At 71.8% G+C, this 17,358-nt stretch carries 20 protein-coding genes; 10 read left to right on the forward strand and 10 right to left on the reverse strand.

The window, feature by feature from the left end:
- Positions 1-562: 562 nt before the first annotated feature.
- The 7 genes from tyrS to DY240_RS00360 form a co-directional block, all read right to left on the reverse strand.
- Positions 563-1,840, reverse strand: a complete 1,278-nt coding sequence (gene tyrS, locus DY240_RS00330; RefSeq protein WP_119657989.1) for a tyrosine--tRNA ligase — start codon at positions 1,838-1,840, stop codon at positions 563-565.
- A gap of 82 nt (positions 1,841-1,922) precedes the next feature.
- A complete protein-coding gene (locus tag DY240_RS00335) occupies positions 1,923-2,555 on the reverse strand; it encodes a DNA-3-methyladenine glycosylase (protein WP_119657990.1) in 633 nt (210 codons plus the stop codon).
- Positions 2,556-2,577: 22 nt separating this feature from the next.
- On the reverse strand, positions 2,578-2,847 hold the full coding sequence (locus DY240_RS00340) for a DUF6510 family protein (protein ID WP_119657991.1): 270 nt from the start codon (positions 2,845-2,847) through the stop codon (positions 2,578-2,580).
- A 1-nt stretch (position 2,848) separates the two neighbouring features.
- The gene (locus tag DY240_RS00345; RefSeq protein WP_119657992.1) at positions 2,849-3,613 is read right to left on the reverse strand and encodes a ferredoxin reductase; all 765 of its coding nucleotides are present in this window, start codon (positions 3,611-3,613) and stop codon (positions 2,849-2,851) included.
- A complete protein-coding gene (locus DY240_RS00350; protein ID WP_119657993.1) occupies positions 3,583-4,182 on the reverse strand; it encodes a sulfite oxidase-like oxidoreductase in 600 nt (199 codons plus the stop codon). The genes DY240_RS00345 and DY240_RS00350 overlap by 31 nt, the downstream gene beginning before the upstream one ends.
- A 107-nt stretch (positions 4,183-4,289) precedes the next feature.
- Positions 4,290-5,318 (reverse strand): DNA polymerase IV, encoded by a 1,029-nt coding sequence (locus DY240_RS00355; RefSeq protein WP_119657994.1) that lies wholly within the window; start codon positions 5,316-5,318, stop codon positions 4,290-4,292.
- A 92-nt stretch (positions 5,319-5,410) separates the two neighbouring features.
- Positions 5,411-6,211: a hypothetical protein gene (locus tag DY240_RS00360; protein ID WP_147375146.1), complete on the reverse strand. Its 801-nt coding sequence runs from the start codon at positions 6,209-6,211 to the stop codon at positions 5,411-5,413.
- Positions 6,212-6,319: 108 nt separating this feature from the next.
- On the opposite strand from DY240_RS00360, the gene DY240_RS00365 reads away from it, so the two are divergent.
- The 8 genes from DY240_RS00365 (at position 6,320) to DY240_RS00400 (ending at position 15,394) form a co-directional block, all read left to right on the forward strand.
- Positions 6,320-6,703, forward strand: a complete 384-nt coding sequence (locus DY240_RS00365) for a VOC family protein (protein WP_119657996.1) — start codon at positions 6,320-6,322, stop codon at positions 6,701-6,703.
- A 918-nt stretch (positions 6,704-7,621) separates the two neighbouring features.
- Positions 7,622-8,665, forward strand: a complete 1,044-nt coding sequence (locus DY240_RS00370; RefSeq protein ID WP_119657997.1) for a LacI family DNA-binding transcriptional regulator — start codon at positions 7,622-7,624, stop codon at positions 8,663-8,665.
- A gap of 28 nt (positions 8,666-8,693) precedes the next feature.
- A complete protein-coding gene (locus DY240_RS00375; RefSeq protein WP_119657998.1) occupies positions 8,694-9,998 on the forward strand; it encodes an extracellular solute-binding protein in 1,305 nt (434 codons plus the stop codon).
- Positions 9,999-10,011: 13 nt separating this feature from the next.
- Positions 10,012-10,965: a carbohydrate ABC transporter permease gene (locus DY240_RS00380; RefSeq protein WP_119657999.1), complete on the forward strand. Its 954-nt coding sequence runs from the start codon at positions 10,012-10,014 to the stop codon at positions 10,963-10,965.
- Positions 10,962-11,795 (forward strand): carbohydrate ABC transporter permease, encoded by an 834-nt coding sequence (locus DY240_RS00385; protein ID WP_199700541.1) that lies wholly within the window; start codon positions 10,962-10,964, stop codon positions 11,793-11,795. Before DY240_RS00380 ends, DY240_RS00385 begins: the two co-directional genes overlap by 4 nt.
- 2 nt (positions 11,796-11,797) lie before the next feature.
- The gene (locus DY240_RS00390) at positions 11,798-12,871 is read left to right on the forward strand and encodes a glycoside hydrolase family 130 protein (RefSeq protein ID WP_119658000.1); all 1,074 of its coding nucleotides are present in this window, start codon (positions 11,798-11,800) and stop codon (positions 12,869-12,871) included.
- A gap of 17 nt (positions 12,872-12,888) precedes the next feature.
- Positions 12,889-14,907 carry a hypothetical protein gene (locus tag DY240_RS00395; RefSeq protein WP_119658001.1) on the forward strand — a complete coding sequence of 673 codons (2,019 nt, stop codon included), beginning with the start codon at positions 12,889-12,891 and terminating at the stop codon, positions 14,905-14,907.
- Positions 14,908-14,929: 22 nt separating this feature from the next.
- A complete protein-coding gene (locus DY240_RS00400) occupies positions 14,930-15,394 on the forward strand; it encodes a hypothetical protein (protein WP_147375147.1) in 465 nt (154 codons plus the stop codon).
- A gap of 27 nt (positions 15,395-15,421) precedes the next feature.
- Here DY240_RS00400 and DY240_RS00405 read toward each other — a convergent pair whose 3' ends face one another.
- Both DY240_RS00405 and DY240_RS33640 read right to left on the reverse strand, forming a co-directional pair.
- Positions 15,422-15,646: a hypothetical protein gene (locus tag DY240_RS00405; RefSeq protein WP_119658003.1), complete on the reverse strand. Its 225-nt coding sequence runs from the start codon at positions 15,644-15,646 to the stop codon at positions 15,422-15,424.
- Positions 15,647-15,675: 29 nt separating this feature from the next.
- Positions 15,676-15,807, reverse strand: coding sequence for a hypothetical protein (locus DY240_RS33640; RefSeq protein WP_267901623.1), 132 nt, complete (start codon positions 15,805-15,807; stop codon positions 15,676-15,678).
- A gap of 59 nt (positions 15,808-15,866) precedes the next feature.
- Between DY240_RS33640 and DY240_RS00410 the strand changes: the two genes are divergently transcribed.
- Together DY240_RS00410 and DY240_RS31265 are read left to right on the forward strand one after the other, a co-directional pair.
- Entirely contained in the window at positions 15,867-16,289 is a 423-nt protein-coding gene (locus DY240_RS00410; protein ID WP_119658004.1) for an MmcQ/YjbR family DNA-binding protein, read from the forward strand.
- Between the two features lie 9 nt (positions 16,290-16,298).
- Positions 16,299-16,796: a methyltransferase domain-containing protein gene (locus DY240_RS31265; protein WP_147375148.1), complete on the forward strand. Its 498-nt coding sequence runs from the start codon at positions 16,299-16,301 to the stop codon at positions 16,794-16,796.
- Positions 16,797-16,856: 60 nt separating this feature from the next.
- Here DY240_RS31265 and DY240_RS31540 read toward each other — a convergent pair whose 3' ends face one another.
- Positions 16,857-16,994 carry a hypothetical protein gene (locus DY240_RS31540; RefSeq protein WP_158602678.1) on the reverse strand — a complete coding sequence of 46 codons (138 nt, stop codon included), beginning with the start codon at positions 16,992-16,994 and terminating at the stop codon, positions 16,857-16,859.
- Between the last annotated feature and the right edge of the window lie 364 nt (positions 16,995-17,358).

Here is a 17,358-nt window from a genome sequence, read left to right on the forward strand (position 1 = left end):
GAAGAAACTCAACCCCAGCAACAACGACAACCCCCGGTAAGAGGCCATCGCGTCACCAAAGGAACCCCAAAACCAACACCCCAAGAGGATGTCAGCCCGAGGACACAAACAATTGGCATCAACCAAACATCATCAGGCACACTGTTGAGTTCTCAAAAATCGGACGCACCCACAAGACACCCGCTAAGGCGCCAGCGTGGGACGCTTCGATCCGGTTGTGGATCTTCTTCGGTCAACGCCCGGCCTGTTGGCCGTGCGGACGGCTCTGGAACCAGAGCCCCTGCCCGAAGCAGTTCCTCAAGCTTACTGCGTCTGGTTCGTCGAGACAAACCCGGTTCGCAGCCCCACCGCCCCGCTCCGAACCGACCCGGACAGGGGCCTGCTCAGCGAGCTGAAGTGGTGGTGACTCTGCAGGCCGGCCGCCGTTTCCGGCGTCCCGCTCCCCGCGAGCCGAAGAGAAACTTACGGTCCTGGGGAGCGGGAGTCAAATCCTGGCCCGGCCAATCGTTGTGACGGCCGTCTCACCCGCGTTTGCGCAGGTCAGCGCGCCGGAGGGACGAACTCACGCAAGCTGGACGCCACCCACCGTGCGCTTGCCCCGGCGCAGCACCAGGTACCGGCCGTGCAGAAGATCGTCACGACTCGGCCGGTCGTCCGGAGAGAGGCCCGGATCGAGCCGCACGTTGTTGACGTACGCCCCGCCGTCGGAGATGGCCCGGCGGGCCGCGGACCGCGAGTCGACGAGCCCCGACTGGACGAACAGGTCGACGTACGAGGGCAGTTCCTCACCCGTTTCCACCGACGGCGCGCCGGCCTCGTCCAGCGCCGCTCTGAGGGTGCCGGCGTCGAGCTCGGCCAATTCGCCCATGCCGAACAGCGCCCGGGACGCGGCGATGACCTTCGCGGTCTCCTCGGCCCCGTGCACCAGCGTGGTGACGTCGGACGCCAACGCTCGTTGCGCCGATCGCGCCGCCGGTTTGTCGGCGACCTCGCGCTCCAGCTCGTCGATCTCTTCGCGAGAACGGAAGCTGAACACCTTGAGGTAGCCGATGACGTCGCGGTCGTCGGCGTTCACCCAGAACTGGAAGAACGCGTACGGGCTGGTCATCTCGGCGTCGAGCCAGACGGTGCCGCTCTCGGTCTTGCCGAACTTGGTGCCGTCAGCCTTGGTGACCAGCGGCGTGGCCAGCGCGTGCACCGACTGCCGCTCGACGCGGTGGATGAGGTCGACGCCGCTGGTGAGGTTGCCCCACTGGTCGCTGCCACCGGTCTGCAGGACGCAGCCGTAGCGGCGGTACAGCTCGAGGTAGTCCATGCCCTGCAGGATCTGGTAGCTGAACTCGGTGAAGCTGATGCCCTGCTCGCTGTTGAGCCGGGCGCTCACCGTCTCTTTCGAGAGCATCCGGCCCAGCCGGAAGTGCTTGCCGACGTCGCGCAGGAAGTCGATGGCCGACAGCGGCGCCGTCCAGTCGAGGTTGTTCACCATGCGCGCCGGATGGGGCCCGTCGAAGTCGAGCAACGGCTCGATCTGCTTGCGGATGCGCTCGACCCAGCCGGCGACGGTGTCGCGGTCGTTCAGCGTGCGCTCGCTGGTCATCTTCGGATCGCCGATCAGCCCCGTGGCGCCGCCGACCAGCGCAAGGGGGTCGTTGCCGGCCTGCTGGAGGCGTCGCATCGTGAGGATCTGCACGAGGTTGCCGATGTGCAGGCTCGGCGCCGTGGGGTCGAAGCCGCAGTAATAGGTGACCGGACCGGCTGCCAGAGCAGAGCGCAGTGCCTGCTCGTCGGTGGACAGCGCGATGAGCCCGCGCCAGTGCAGCTCGTCCAGGATGTCGGTCACGGTCGGTCCCCGGTCTCCTCGTGGGTACGGATGGCATGTACGAACGCACCCATGTTCTCGCACGCGGACCGGGCGAGGCGAATCACTTCCGGCGCTTGGGCACGTGCGGCCGGTACGCGGACACGGTCGGCTCGCCGTCGAGCCAGAACCGCCACGGGAACGCGACGCCGTCACCGCCGGGCCCGCTGACGCCGACGCGCGGCCCCGTCCGGATCCGGGCGGGGTCGACGAGCTCGCCCGGCAGCAGCTGCGTCGGCGACCCGGGAGTGCACAGATCGGCGCCGTTGTCGGCACGGCCGAGTCCCAGTGTCGTCGTCAGACGGGCCGGGCCGCGGGCGTACTCGCGCGACGAGCGTGCCGACGGCCGGCGTGCCGCCGCCAGCTCCTCCCCCTCGACCACCTCGCCGGCCCGCAACAGCACCGCCGTCGCCGTCCCGTCGACGTCGCACACCACGTTCGCGCAGAAGTGCATGCCGTAGGTGAAGTAGACGTACAGGTGACCGGCCGGTCCGAACATGACGTCGTTGCGCGGGGTGCGCCCGCGGAACGCGTGCGAGCCGGGGTCGTCGGCACCCTGGTACGCCTCGACCTCGGTCAGCCGCACCGCCACCGTCCCCTCGGGCGTCGTGTGCCGCAGCACACTGCCGAGCAGGCCGGGGGCCACGTCGAGGCCGGGGCGGGCGAGGAACTGCCGGTCGATGGTCGCCGTCTCCACCGCGCCAGTATCGGCGACGGCGTCAGGCGGGCGGCAGCGGGACGCGCAGGCTCAGCGTTCCCTGGAGGTCCAGCCACGCCGCGTCGGGCGACCGGACCAGCCGGAGCATCACGTGTTCGCACCCCGGGCAGCGGGCCACCCACCCCGGCGCCTGTGCGTAGACGCGCAGGTCGGCGACCCGGCCGGTGTGGCCGCAGCTGACACAGCGCCCGGTGGCCGCGGTGACGTCGACGGTGAACAGCTCGGCGAGCGGGCCGGCCAGGGCGTTGCCGTCCTGGTAGTCCTGGGTCATGTCAGCCTCCTGTCGGGCCGAAGCGTTCGGTGCGGATGCGGCGAGGATCGTGGCCCAAGCCGACCAGCGAGTTCGCGACCTTCTCGACGAACCCGGTCGGGCCGCAGACGAAGCACGTGGGCTCGAACTGCGGCGGCCAGCCATACATCTCGAGGTCGGCCACGCCGATGCGGCGAGGCGGGCGCATGACGCCCGTGGGCACCGATCGGGTGTAGAGGGTGGCGACGTCCAGACCGCCGTCATCGCGCGCCAGGCGGCGCAGCTCCGACGCGTAGAACTGGTCGGAGGGCGAACGGACGGAGTAGAGGAGCCGGAACGGCGCGCGGCTGCGGGCCTGCCGCCGCGCCCGGACCATGGCCATCAGCGGGACGATGCCCGACCCGCCCGCGACCAGCAGGACCGGCGCCGTCCGCGACGGATGCCAGACGAACCAGCCGCCGACCGGCCCGCGCAGCTCCACGGGATCGCCGACGGAGAACGTGTCCGTCAGGTACTCCGACACCTCGCCGTCCTTGACCCGCTGGACGGTCAGCTCGATGCGGTCGCCGTCGGCGGGCGCCGCCAGCGAGTAGCTGCGCTGGGTGCTGTAGCCGTCCTCGTCGGTCAGCCGGACGTCGACGTGCTGGCCGGGCAGGTGACCGGGCCAGCCGGGGACGTCCAGCTGCAGCGTCCGGGCGGTCGCGGTCTCGTGATGGACCCCGGAGAGCTTCGCGACGCGCCACTCGAGCCGGGCGTTCAATCGCCCGCGTAGCGCTCTTCGCGCCACGGGTCGCCGTAGTTGTGGTAGCCGACGCTCTCCCAGAACCCCGGCTCGTCGAACTCCTGCAGCTGGATGCCGCGCACCCACTTCGCCGACTTCCAGAAGTACAGGTGCGGCACCAGCAGCCGGGCCGGCCCGCCGTGCTGGGGCGCCAGCTCGGAGCCCTCGTACTCGTAGACGACCCACGCCTTGCCGTCGAGCAGGTCCTCGAGCGGCAGGTTGGTCGTGTAGCCGCCGTAGCAGTGCACCAGCGCGTAGTCGGCCGTCGTCTCGACCTCCTCCATGAGCAGGTCGAGCGACACCCCGCGCCAGGTGGTGCCGAGCTTGGACCACTTGGTGACGCAGTGGATGTCGACCGTCGGCTCCTCGGCCGGCAGCTCCAGCAGCTCGTCCCACGTCCACTGGTACTCCTGGCCGATCTCGCTGGAGATGGTGAACTGCCACCGGTCCAGCGGGATGTTCGGCGTCGGCCCGGCGGACAGCACCGGGAAGTCCTGCGTCAGGTACTGCCCCGGCGGCAGCTCGACGTCGTCGTCGCGCCGTCTTCTCCGGAACCCCGGAGACACGATCCCCATAGGTCCACCCCGTTTCCCGTCGCGCCTGCGGTCGCGCCCTCCCACCCTGGCGCACATGGTCCTCTTCCGGCAGCGCCGCGTCCAGAGCATTCGGGATGTCGCGTGGCTCAACCACCGAACTCGGCACGAACGCCCAGGAGCCGGACCGGACGGCGGTCGGTGAACCGGCCGAGCGCCACCAGCGCGGCCGCGGCGAGCGCGCCGCCGTCGCTGGTCGGCTCGGGCAGGGTGTGGCCATGCGTGGAGGTGAAGAACGGGGCGTAGCGCACCTTGACGACGACGCGAACCGCGGGCCGCGCCTCGGCGACCACTTCGGCGGCCACCTCGTGCGCCAGCCGGACCACCTCGCTCTCGACGTCCTCCCAGTGCTCGAGGTTCTGCTGGTACGTGAACTCCTTGCCGCGCGACCGGGCCTGCCACGGCTCGCCGGTGACCCGCGCCGACGCGACACCGCGGGCGACGCGCACCAGCCACGGCCCGATGGTGGGGCCGAACCGCGCGGCCACGGTGTCGGGATGCGTGGTGGCGAGGTCGCGGACGGTGTGGATGTCCATCTCGGCGAGCTTCTTCGCCGTCTTGGCCCCGACGCCCCACAGCGCGTCGGTGGGGCGGTCGCCGAGCACGTCGAACCAGGAGTCGTAGGTGAGCGTGGCGACGCCGGCCGGCTTGCCGAACCCGGTGGCCAGCTTGGCCTGCAGCTTGTTCTCGCCGATGCCGACGGTGCAGTCGAGCTCGGTTGCCTCGCGGACACGCCGCTGGATGCGCTGGGCGGTGCCCTCGGGGTCGTCGTCAGCGGCGGCGCCGGCGTCGACGAAGGCCTCGTCCCAGCCCAGCACCTCGACGGTGCCGAACTCGCGCAGCGTCGCCATGACGTCGACGGACACGGCCTCGTAGGCGGGCTTGTCGACCGGGAGGAAGACGGCGTCGGGGCACCGCTTGAGCGCGGTGCGCAGCGGCTGGCCGGAGTGGACGCCGAACGCGCGCGCCTCGTAGGACGCGGTGGCCACCACACCGCGCTTGGTGGGGTCGCCGTCGCCGCCGACGACCACCGGCGTGCCGGCCAGCTCGGGACGGCGCAGCACCTCGACGGCAGCGATGAACTGGTCGAGGTCGACGTGCAGGACCCAGCGGGGCACAGCGCTATTGTGTCCGGCCGCGCCGACAACGTGCGGGACGGCGGGCGGATCGGCCCGGCGGGCGACGACGCGGTCCGGCGCGGCCGGGTGGTTCAGCGGCCGGTGTCGGAGGTGGGGTCGTCGGTCGCGGCCCGCCAGACGTCGCCGGGTGCCTGACGCTCGTTCGCCGGCGCCTCGTCGGCCGGAGCCTCGCCGGGCGGCGCCGGCTCCCCCGCCGCGTCGTCGCTGCCCGCCGGGACGGCGGTGCCGTGAGCGTCGTACTCGACCCCGGCGGCGGTGCCGGCCGAGCCGGCGACGGGGAACCGCGCGGCGTCGTCGGGGTCGTCGTCGTGACGGGTGGGCGTGCCACCGAGGAAGTCGCGGATGCGCTGACCGTACGCCGCCGCCTTCGAGGGATCGACCGGGAAGGTGACGTCCTCGACGATGCGGGCGACGGTGTCGCGGACCTTCGTCGTGCCGGCGCTGGTGGCGGCGCCGCCGAGAATGGAGCTGACCTGGTCTTGGACCGACGTGAGGGTGTCGCCGACGAACTCGCGGAGGCCGGAGTCGTGCGTCGGGCAGCGCGGCAGCGCCGACTTCACCGGGCGGACCAGCCGCTGCCGCCGTCGCCACGCCGGATCGTGCAGGTACGCCTGGCCGTCGACGACGTACCGGCAGATCAGCCCCTCGGTGGCCAGCGCGTCGAGGTCGGCGGCCATCGCGTCGGTGGGGTGCTCGTCGAAGCGCAGAGGCCACAGCCGGCCGTTCACCACGGCGGCGTTGTCGACCGCGCGGCCGTCGTCGTCGAGGACGGTCGGCAGGTAGGCCCAGGTGTAGGCGGCGGACAGCGGCAGCCGGGCCACCCGCTCGTCCTGGACGTCGCCCGGCTGGATGGTCCTGGGACTGTGCGCCATGGTCGGCTCCTTCATCGGCTCACGTCGGCTGCTTCGAATCTACGTCAGCTCCGGCCGCCCGGAACGGGTCTACGCTCGCCGTAGGAGCACACCGAGGGGGCGGTCACCATGACCGGACGAGTCGTGCACTTCGAGATCCCGGCCGACGACCTCGACCGGGCCCGCGAGTTCTACCGGGCCGCGTTCGGCTGGGAGCTGACGCCGATGCCGGAGGTCGACTACACCATCGTCGGCACCACGCCGTCGGACGAGAGCGGCCGGCCGAAGGAGCCGGGGGCGATCAACGGCGGCATGTTCACCCGCGACGACGCCCGGCCCGGGCCCATCGTGACCATCGACGTCGACGACGTGGACGCGGCGCTGGCCACGGTCGAGCAGCTCGGCGGCGCCACCGTGCTGCCGAGGACCGAGGTCATGGGCATGGGCTTCGCCGCCTACTTCCGCGACAGCGAGGGCAACGTCATGGGCCTCTGGCAGTCCGCCGGCGGCTGACCGGCCGACGGCGGGCTCGTGTGCGTTCGCGGCGTGGCCGCGACCACGGCGGACGGGTCGCAGCACGCCCTGACGTCACGTGGTCGGTGGACGGCTCGTCGGACCGGTCGGTGGGTCGCGTTCTGGATCGTCGCGTTCGCTGGGGCGTGAACGTTGGCCGTCCCCCTGCTGCCCGATTGTCTTGGCCGCGTGCGCGCGCCTCAAGTCCGCGGCCTCTGACTGTGTGCTCTTTGGCTGTGGTTGGGGGCCTTGGACTTGACCCGCGCGCACGCGGCTAAGAACGGGCAGCTATCAGGGGGACGGGGGAAGAGCGGCGACGACTCCTTGGGCGTTCGGCCGGTTTCTGTGTGAGTTTGCTGTCGTGCAGCGTCCACCAGGTGAGATTTCACCGTGATTCGGGAGCCATCACGAGGATTACCCCAGCGTCAACACCCCTACAGCCATGGTGAAGCTCAGGTAATCCTCGTGATGTAGACGATCCTGGATGATCATCGCGCGCCGCGCCCGACAAAGCGCGCGAAACGGGCACGCCCAGCGTGAGGCGTGCCCACATCCTCCCCGTCCCCCTGATAGCTGCCCGTTCTTGGCCGCGCAACCGCGGGTCAAGTCCAAGCGCCCCAACCACAGCGAAGCCCGGCCACCACGCGCGCGGACTTGAGGCGCGGNAACCACAGCGAAGCCCGGCCACCACGCGCGCGGACTTGAGGCGCGGTTGCGCGGCAAGAGAATGGGGCAGCAGGGGGACGGGGAGCCCCACCAACGTCGCACCCGGCGAACCACCCGTGGAGCAGCCCCCGGATCAGCTCGAACACACCTCATTTCAGGCCGGATCGTCCGGACCACATCTTGTGACGGCGACTAAACCGGTATAGGCTTCAGCGCTAAACCGGTTTAGACTCGTTCAGGAGGCCGCCACCGATGCCCGCCGACCGACCCACCATCGCCGACGTCGCGCAGCGTGCGGGCGTCAGCAAGGGGTTGGTGTCGTTCGCGCTGAACGGCCGGCCGGGCGTGTCGCCGCAGACGCGCGACCGCATCCTCGAGGCCGCACGCGACCTGGGCTGGCAGCCGAGCGTGCGTGCCAGGGCGCTCTCGGTGAACCGGGCGTTCGCGCTGGGCCTGGTCATCACCCGCGATCCGGAGATCGTCACCGGCGACCCGTTCTATCCGTCGTTCATCGCCGGGGTGGAGCGCGAGCTCGCGCCGGCCGGGCAGGCGCTGGTGCTGAGCGTCGTCCCGGACGAGGAGGCCGAGCTGGCGGCCTACCGCAAGCTGGTCGCCGACCGCAGGGTCGACGGCGTCTTCCTCACCGACCTGCGGCACGACGATGCCCGCATCGAGCTGGCCCGCGAGCTCAACGTCCCGGCCGTCACGCTCGGCCACCCGGAGACGTCGTCGCCGTTCCCCGCGGTGTCCATGGACGACCGCGCCGGCATCGAGGCGGCCGTCGAGCACCTGGTCCGGCTCGGTCACCGGCGCATCGCGCACGTCGCGGGACCCGCACGCATGCTGCACGGCAGCCGGCGCCGGCGGGCCTTCGAGGAGGCCATGGCGCGGGCCGGCCTGCGCGCGGAGATGGTCGTCGAGACGGACTTCCGCGCCGCCGACGGCGCCCGGGCGACCCGCGACCTGCTCGCCCGTCCCAACTATCCCACGGCCATCGTCTACGCCAACGACCCGATGGCCATCGCCGGCCTCGGCGTCGCTCAGCGGGCCGGGCTGCGGGTGCCCGACGAGCTCTCGATCACCGGCTTCGACGGCAGCGACGTCGGCGAGCACATCTTCCCCGCGCTCAGCACCGTGGCCACCGACGCGGTGAGCTGGGGCGCCGTCGCCGCACGGGTGCTGTTGCGATCCATCGCCGGTGAGCAGCCGGGCGACACCGACCTGCCGGCCGCGCGGTTCGTCCCCCGCGAGTCGACCACGCGAAGCCCTGAACCCAACCCCCGGGCGGACGTCTGACCGCCCGGATCCACAGAAGGAGACGACCGTGCAACGACGCACCCGAGTCACAGCCGCCGCTCTGACCGCGGCCGGCCTGCTCGCCGTCACCGCCTGCGGCGGCGACGACGACACGTCGACCGGCGGAGGCGAGGGCGGCGACGGCGGCCGCGGCGACATCACCATCTGGTACTCGAACAACGAGGCCGAGGTCGCGTGGGGCGAGCAGATGGTGGAGGCCTGGAACGCCGAGCACCCCGACGAGCAGATCGAGGCGCAGGAGATCCCGGCCGGCGCCAGCAGCGAGGAGGTCATCGGCGCCGCCATCACCGCCGGCAACGCGCCCTGCCTCATCTTCAACACCGCCCCCGTCGCGGTGCCCGACTTCGAGCGGCAGGGCGGCCTGGTGTCGCTGTCCGGCTTCGACGACGGCGCCAGCTACATCGAGGAGCGCAGCGGCGACGTCGCCGAGCAGTACAAGTCCGAGAACGGCGAGTACTTCCAGCTGCCCTGGAAGTCGAACCCCGTCATGATCTTCTACAACAAGGACATGTTCGCCGCGGCCGGCCTCGACCCTGAGAACCCGCCGCTCTCCACGTACGACGAGTTCCTCCAGACCGCGCGCACGCTGGTGTCGTCCGGTGCGGCACCCCGGGCGATCTGGCCGGCGCCGACCAGCGAGTTCTTCCAGAGCTGGTTCGACTTCTACCCGCTCTATGCGGCCGAGACCGGCGGCACCCCGCTCATCGAGGACGGCGAGGCGACGTTCGACGACGACGCCGGCACGGCCGTCGCGGAGTTCTGGAAGACGCTGTACGACGAGGACCTGGCCAGCCGCGAGGCGTACCAGGGCGACTCGTTCGCCGACGGGCAGGCCGCGATGGCCATCGTCGGGCCGTGGGCCATCTCCGTCTACGGCGAGAACGTCAACTGGGGCGCCGTCCCGGTCCCGACGTCCGCCGGCACGCCGGCCGAGGAGACCTACACGTTCAGCGACGCCAAGAACATCGGCCTCTACACGTCGTGCGAGAACCAGGCCACGGCGTGGGACGTGCTGAAGTTCGCCACCAGCGAGGAGCAGGACGGCCTGCTGCTGGAGATGACCGGCCAGATGCCGATCCGGCAGGACCTCCCGGGCACCTACCCCGACTACTTCGCCGCCAACCCCGCCTACGAGCAGTTCGGCGACCAGGCCGCCCGCACCGTCGAGGTGCCGAACGTCACCAACTCGGTCGCGATCTGGCAGGCGTTCCGCGACGCGTGGTCGCAGTCGGTGATCTTCGGCGAGGGCGACGTCCAGGAGTCGCTGCAGGGCGCCGCCGACGAGATCGACGGCCTGGCCGGCCAGTCCTGACGGGCGGTCGGACATGACGGTCGTCCATGCCGAACCCCGGGCCGGGGGCGCCGATCCGTCCCCGGCCCGGCGGAGGCGGTCGTCCCGCTGGACCGGCCTCCTCGGCCGGAACCCGGCCGGGCTGCTGTTCAGCGCGCCCTACCTCGCCTTCGTGCTGGTGGTGTTCGCGTTCCCGCTGGGCTTCGCGGTGTGGATCTCGTTCCACGACTACTTCTTCGCCGCGCCCGGCGCCGACGTCGACCGGCCGTTCGTCGGGCTGGACAACTACACGGCCGTCCTCTCCGACCCCGACGTCCGGCGCTCGTTCGTCAACATCGGCATCTTCCTGATCATCAACGTGCCGCTGACGGTCGTGCTGTCGCTGGTGCTGGCGGCGCTGCTCAACCAGGTGGTCCGCGGCCGGGTCTTCCTGCGCGTGAGCTTCTATGTCCCGTACGTGACGGCGTCCGTCGCGGTCGTGGGCGTGTGGCTGTTCCTGTTCAGCGGCGACGGGCTGGTCAACGAGGTGCTGGGACCGCTCGCGCCCGACCCGCCATGGCTGATCAACTCGTTCTGGGCGATGCCGTCGATCGCGTTCTTCGTCACGTGGAAGCAGCTGGGCTTCTACATCCTGCTGTACCTGGCCGCGCTGCAGAACGTGCCGCGGGAGCTGTACGAGGCGGCCGCGACCGACGGCGCCGGCCGGCTGCGGACGTTCTGGTCGGTGACGGTGCCGGCGGTGCGGCCGGCGACGGTGCTGGTGGTGCTGCTGTCGACGATCATCGGCGCGAACCTGTTCACCGAGCCGTACCTGCTGACGGGCGGCGGCGGGCCGAACGGGGCGTCGGCGTCGCCGGTGCTGATCATGTACCAGCGCGGCATCGAGCAGGGTACGCCCGGCGTGGCCGCGGCGATCGGCGTCATCCTGGTCGTCCTGGTGCTGCTGGTCGCGTGGCTGCAGCGGCGCTTCGTCGGGGGTGAGTCGTGAGCCGCCGCGCGTCCGTGCTGCGCTACGTCGTGCTCGGGATCGGGGCGCTGGCGTTCCTGTTCCCCTTCTACTACATGGTCGTCGGCTCGTTGCAGGAGTCGCCCGACCCGACGCCGGCGGGCGCCTTCCCGGACCCGTCGAACCTGACGCTGGACAACTACGCCGCGATCGACGACCGCATCGACCTGCTGCAGGGGCTGGTGAACTCCGGCATCTTCACCGGCGGCGTGATCCTGGGGACGGTGGTGTTCGGCGTGCTGGCCGGCTACGCGCTGGCGGTGCTGCAGTGGCGCGGCCGCGGCGCGACGTTCGCGCTGGCGCTGCTGGTGCAGGTGGTGCCGTTCCAGCTGCTGATGATCCCGCTGTACGTGCTGATCGCCCGCGACTACGGGCTGGCCGACAGCTACCTCGGGATGATCCTGCCGTTCGCGATCAACTCGACGGCGGTCATCGTGTTCCGCCAGTACTTCCTGCAGCTCCCCCGCGAGCTGTTCGACGCCGCCGCCGTCGACGGGGCCGGCGACCTGCGCACCCTGTGGAGCGTCGCGCTGCCGCTGGTCCGGCCGGTGCTGCTGACCGTCGTGCTGATCACGTTCATCGGGCCGTGGAACGAGTTCCTGTGGCCGTTCCTCATCACCAAGGAGCAGTCGATGCAGCCGCTGGCGGTGTCGCTGGCGAACTACATCAGCAACATCGCGGCGTCGGCGGCCAACCCGTTCGGCGCCGTGCTGGCCGGCGCCGTCGTGCTGGCGGCGCCCGCCGTCGTCCTGTTCATCGTCTTCCAACGCTACTTCACCAGCACGAACATCGATTCCGGCGTGAAAGGCTAGGCATGCCCGTCTCCACCGCGATCCCGTACACGCTGACCCGGCTGGGCGTCGTCATGGCGCCCGAGGACGGCAACCCGCTCGAGGCCGAGGGGGTGCTCAACCCGGCCTCCGGCCGCGACCCGGACGGCGTGCTGTACCTGCTCCCCCGGCTGGTCGCGGCCGGCAACGTGTCGCGGGTCGGCCTCGCCCGCGTGGTCATCGACGACGACGGCGTGCCGGTCGGGGTGGCGCGGGAGGGCGTGGTCCTCGAGCCGGACCGGGCGTGGGAGCGCGGCGCGGCACACGGCGGCGTCGAGGACCCGCGGGTCACGTGGGTCGCGGCGCTCGGCCTGCACGTCATGACGTACGTCGCGTACGGTCCGCTCGGGCCGCGCACGGCGCTGGCGGTGTCGGACGACCTGCGGTCGTGGCGGCGGCTGGGGCCGGTGTTCTTCGAGTACGACGACGGCCTGGACGTCGACCTGAACCTGTACCACAACAAGGACACCGTGTTCTTCCCGACGCCGGTGACGTCGCCGTCCGGGGTCGAGAGCCTGGCCGTCCTGCACCGGCCGATGTGGGACCTCGGCGAGATCAGGCCCGGTCAGGGCGTCGTGCTGCCGCGCGGCGTCACCGACGAGCGGCACAGCATCTGGATCTCCTACGTGCCGCTGGCCGCGGTGCTCGAGGACCTGCGGAACCTCGTCCGCTGGACCGAGCACCGGTTCCTCGCCGGGCCGGAGTACCCATTCGAGGAGCTCAAGATCGGCGGCGGGCCGGCGCCGCTGCGCGTCCCCGAGGGCTGGCTGCTGCTGCACCACGGCGTCACGGGCGTGCTCGCGTCCGGCGTCGCCCAGCAGCAGCGGGTCAACTACGCCGCCGGCGCGCTGCTACTGGACGCCGACGACCCGTCCGTCGTGCTCGCCCGTACGCCCGAGCCGCTGCTGGCGCCGGAGACCGACGACGAGCGCAGCGGCATCGTGCCGAACGTCGTCTTCCCGACCGCGATCGAGGAGATCGGCGGCGCGCACTACGTCTTCTACGGCATGGCCGACAGCAAGATCGGCGTCGCCCGGCTGGATCGCATCGCACCCTGACCTGGAAGGAGACCGCGATGAGGCGGATCTCGTGGACGGCGGCTCTGGCCGCGACGCTGCTGACGACCGGGACGCTGGTGGCCGCGGGGGCTTCCGCGGCGCCCGCCGAGCCGCAGGCTGACCCCGTCGGGACCCTGGCCAACACCGCCCACCTGGACTTCCTGCTCGACCAGGCCTCCCCCGCACCGGTCGAGGGGCACACGACGTACCGGCTGGCCGAGGAGCCGGAGCTGACGTTCCCGTGGACGTACGCCGACGCGCGGCCGGGCGGGACGTTCGAGCGCATCGGCGGCGGGCCGCTCGACCCCGAGACCGGGCACTACGCGCAGGGCGCCTACAACGCCGACGACGTGTCCCGCGCGGCCGTCGTCTACCTGCGGCACTGGCAGCAGACCGGGTCGTCGGCCAGCCGGGACAAGGCGTACGAGCTGCTGCGTTCGCTGGCCTACCTGCAGACGTCCAGCGGCCCGAACGCCGGCAACGTCGTGCTGTGGATCCAGGCCGACGGCACGCTGAACCCGAGCGCGGAGCCGGTGGAGCTGCCCGACCCGTCTGACTCCGGGCCGAGCTACTGGCTGGCGCGGACCATCTGGGCGTTCGGCGAGGGGTACGCGGCCTTCGCGTCGTCGGAGCCGGAGTTCGCGGCGTTCCTCCAGAAGCGCCTGCGGCTGGCCGTCGGGGCCGTCGAGCGGCAGGTGCTCGGGCGATACGGCGAGTACACGGTGGCCGACGGGCTGCGGGTGCCGGCGTGGCTGATCGTCGACGGGGCCGACGCGACCGCGGAGGCGGTGCTGGGGCTGTCGGCGTACGTGTCGGCCGCGCCGTCGGACGAGGCGGCGCGGGACGCGCTGCGCAAGCTGGCCGAGGGCGTCGCGGCGATGGGCGGCGGCGACCCGGACGCGTGGCCGTACGGCGCGATCCTGCCGTGGGCGCAGTCGCGGTCGATGTGGCACGCGTGGGGCTCGCAGATGCCGGCGTCGCTGGCCGCGGCGTCGTCGGCGCTGTCGTCGCCGGAGCTGGTGGAGCCGGCCGTCGTCGACTCGGCCCGGTTCGTGCCGGTGCTGCTGACCGCGGGCGGCCCGGACAACGGCTGGCTGCCGACGCCCACGGAACGGGTGCAGATCGCCTACGGCGTCGACTCGCGCGTGCAATCGCTGCTGGCCGTCGGGGCGGCCGCGGACCGGCCGGCGTTCGAGGACCTCGCGGCGCTGACGGCGAGCTGGTACTTCGGCACGAACCCGTCGGGCGAGCCGATGTACGACCCGGCGACCGGTGTGACGTTCGACGGCGTGGCGGCCGACGGGACGATCAACCGCAACAGCGGCGCCGAGAGCACCATCCACGGCCAGCTGTCGATGCTCGCGCTGGACGCTCACCCCGACGTGCGGGAACGGGCCGTCGCGCTGACGACGGTGGACGCTCGGGACGGGCTGCGGCTGGTCGAGGCCGAGGCGGCGACCTCGACGACGGGAAGCGTGCGGGCGCCGTCGTCCGCGTGGACGGGCGAGTCGCTGTGGAGCGGGTCGCTGCTGGCGCTGGCGCCGGGCCAGACGGCCACCTTCGACCTCGGCCCGTCGGACGCGCCGCGGCTGGTCGAGCCGGTGTCGTGGCTGCCGTTGGGCGGGACCGCGCGGACGGCGTGGACGGCGGACGGACGGCGGCTGGGCGAGCTGCGCCACACCGCCGGCGCGCAGGGCCTGACGGCGGTCCCGGGCGCGCTGCTGCCGCTGCCGCTGCACCGGCCGGTGCCGGCCGGAACGTCGGCCGTGTCCGTCGCGGCCGAGCGTGACATCGTCGAGCTGGACGCGCTCCTGGTCCGGCCCGAGGTGTCCCGGCTGGCGCTCGCCGGAGCGGACGGCGCGCGGGCGGAGCTGCTGCATTCGGCGGCGTCGGCGCCTCGCCGGGTCGCCGTCGACGGGCCGGGAACGGTGCGGGTATACGACGGGTCCGGGCGGCTGCGGACAAGCCGTGAGCTGACCGGTCCGGCGACGATCACGCTGCGGCCCGGCGGCTTCGCCGTCGTCACCGCAGGCTGAGCGCGCGTGCGACGCTGTCTCCGTGGAGCCCAACGTGGAGCGGATCCCCGGAGACAGCGACGCGCGGGCGGAACGGATCCTCCGCGGCCTGCCACGACCGGCCGACGAGGCGGCGCTGGCCGCGCTCGACGCCTCCGACCGTCTGGCACTCGGCAGATACGGTGCACGGCGCGTGGTCGTCGCACTCCGCACGGGGTCGGCGGACCAGCTTCGGGCGGCCCTGACGGCGGCCGCCGTGTTCGAGCACCTGAGCATGGTCGACCCGCGCGACACCATGGTGGGGCTCGCTCCGTACGTCCACGTCGCCGGTGCGCTGGGGTTGGACCCGGCCCGGCTGTTCACCGAGGTGGCCGACCGGCTCCCAGCCGGTGACGTCGCGACGCTGCTGCGCACGTTCGGTGCTCGCGACGACGTGACGTTACGGGCCTTCGGCTGGCGGGTCGTCGACACGCCCGACGGGCCGGACCTGGTCCCCGACCGGCGGTGACCCGGCCGGGCCGACCGCGCGGCGCCGTCAGAGGACGGCGCCGCGTGGGGCGACCTCGACGGCGGCCACGCCGCGGGCGAACACGACCACGAGCCGGTCGCCGTGCCGGGCGCGCAGCATGCCCGTACTCGTGGCGAGCGCCGAGATGGCGTGGTCGACCAGCTCGTCCTCACCGACGTCGGCACCTTCGATGGTGACGTCCATGTGAGAGCCGCCGACGAATTTCACACGCAGCACCGCTGTCGTCGTCATGCCACCGCCTCGTCGTGGGAGCTGCTCGGTCAGCGTTTCCGGTCCTGCGGGATGATCGCCGTGGCGTCCTTCGGCGCCTTGGCGGCCTTGTCCGCGCGCTTCTGCTTGAGCGACTTGCCGGACTTCTTCGACATGTGTTGCCGGGGTGACTTGTCGGCCATGAATGCTCCCTGGTAGGGAGCCTGATCAGCTCCGCGAACCCCCACACTACGCTGAATCCATGGTCGACGACGGTGACCGGCCGGCGACGGTCGAGGACGTGCACGAGCTGGCCCTCGCGATGCCGCACGTCACCGTCTACCCGAAGACCGAGCACCGGCCCGTCTACCAGGTCGGCGGCAAGTCGTTCGTCTACTTCCGCAACCCGCGCCCGGACGCCGTCGACCCGGAGACGGGTGAGCGGTACGACGACGTGATCGTGCTGTGGGTGGAGTCCGGGGCGGAGAAGGAGGCGCTGGTCCAGGACCCGCGCACGCCGTACTTCACCACCCCGCACTTCGACGGGCACCTGTCGGTGCTGGTGCGGGCCAGCCGGCTGGGCGAGCTGACCCGCGCCGAGCTGGCCGAGCAGATCCAGGACGCGTGGATGTCACGCGCCTCGAAGGCGCGGGTCGCCGCCTGGCTGCGTGACCGTGGCGAGTAACCGGCCGGCATGGGACGACGCCTCGCTGAAGCACGTCCGCGAGTACGACGCGCTGGGGCTGCCCTGCCGGTACGTCGTCGGCGAGCTGCCGGGCGCGCCGGCTGCGCGGACCTCGTCTACACCGGCAAGGGCGCGCTGATCTGGCTGCCCGACCTGGCTGCCTGGGCTCGGGACGTCGCGCGGCTGCTGCGGCCGGGCGGGACGCTGTTCGTCCACGAGGCGCACCCGGCGGTGCCGCTGTGGACGTGGGACGCCGACGAGCCGCGGATCCGGCCGGACCGCGGCTACTTCGAGCGTCAGCACGTCAACGACACGTTCCCGGCCCGCGGCGCGGTCGAGTCGCAGGCGACGCTCGGTGAGATCGTGACGGCGGTGGTCGCGGCCGGGCTGGAGCTGCGGCATCTCGCCGAGTACCCCGACCCGTTCTGGCGTCCCGGCGGCGTCGACGCGGCCGCCTGGCGCGGGCGGCTGCCGAACGCGTTCTCGCTGCTGGCACTCCGGCGGTAGATCGCGCACGAACGGGGCCGGCTCTCGCCAGCCCCGTCTCGCTCCCTGCGGCTCGCGGCGCTACCTCAGCAGCGCGACGAACTGGTGCAGGGAGACACCCAGGATGGAGAACGCTCCCACGAGACCTGGCCAGAGATCCCGCAGGATCTGGCCGATGACCTCGGTGTGCCGGCGCAGCAGTTCAAGCCTGGCCAGCATGGTGCGCTCTTCCCTGTCGTGACGACTCAACGAGTTACCTCTCTCTCGAGAGCCACCGGTGAGCCGCTGCTAACAGCCCGCCCGGTAGCCCATCTCTGGACTACGCCGGGCGGATTCCCGATGTAGTTAGCCCATCAGGATGACGCCTGGTCAAGGCGTCGTCAACGGCTGTACGCTGTTCGTGGCTGGAGGAGGTGCTGCTAACACCGACGATCCCGGCCGGACCCCCGGCGCGTCTCTCCCACTTGTGGCGACTCACCGCGCCGGGGTTTCTGCTGCCCGGGCCTAGGGCGTGTCTCCTAAAGATTGGCGGTGTGGGCCGCGATTGTTGGGGTCATGTCGCGTGAGTCGTTGTTGAGCGATG

This window comes from Jiangella rhizosphaerae (assembly GCF_003579925.1).
Classification (GTDB): domain Bacteria; phylum Actinomycetota; class Actinomycetes; order Jiangellales; family Jiangellaceae; genus Jiangella; species Jiangella rhizosphaerae.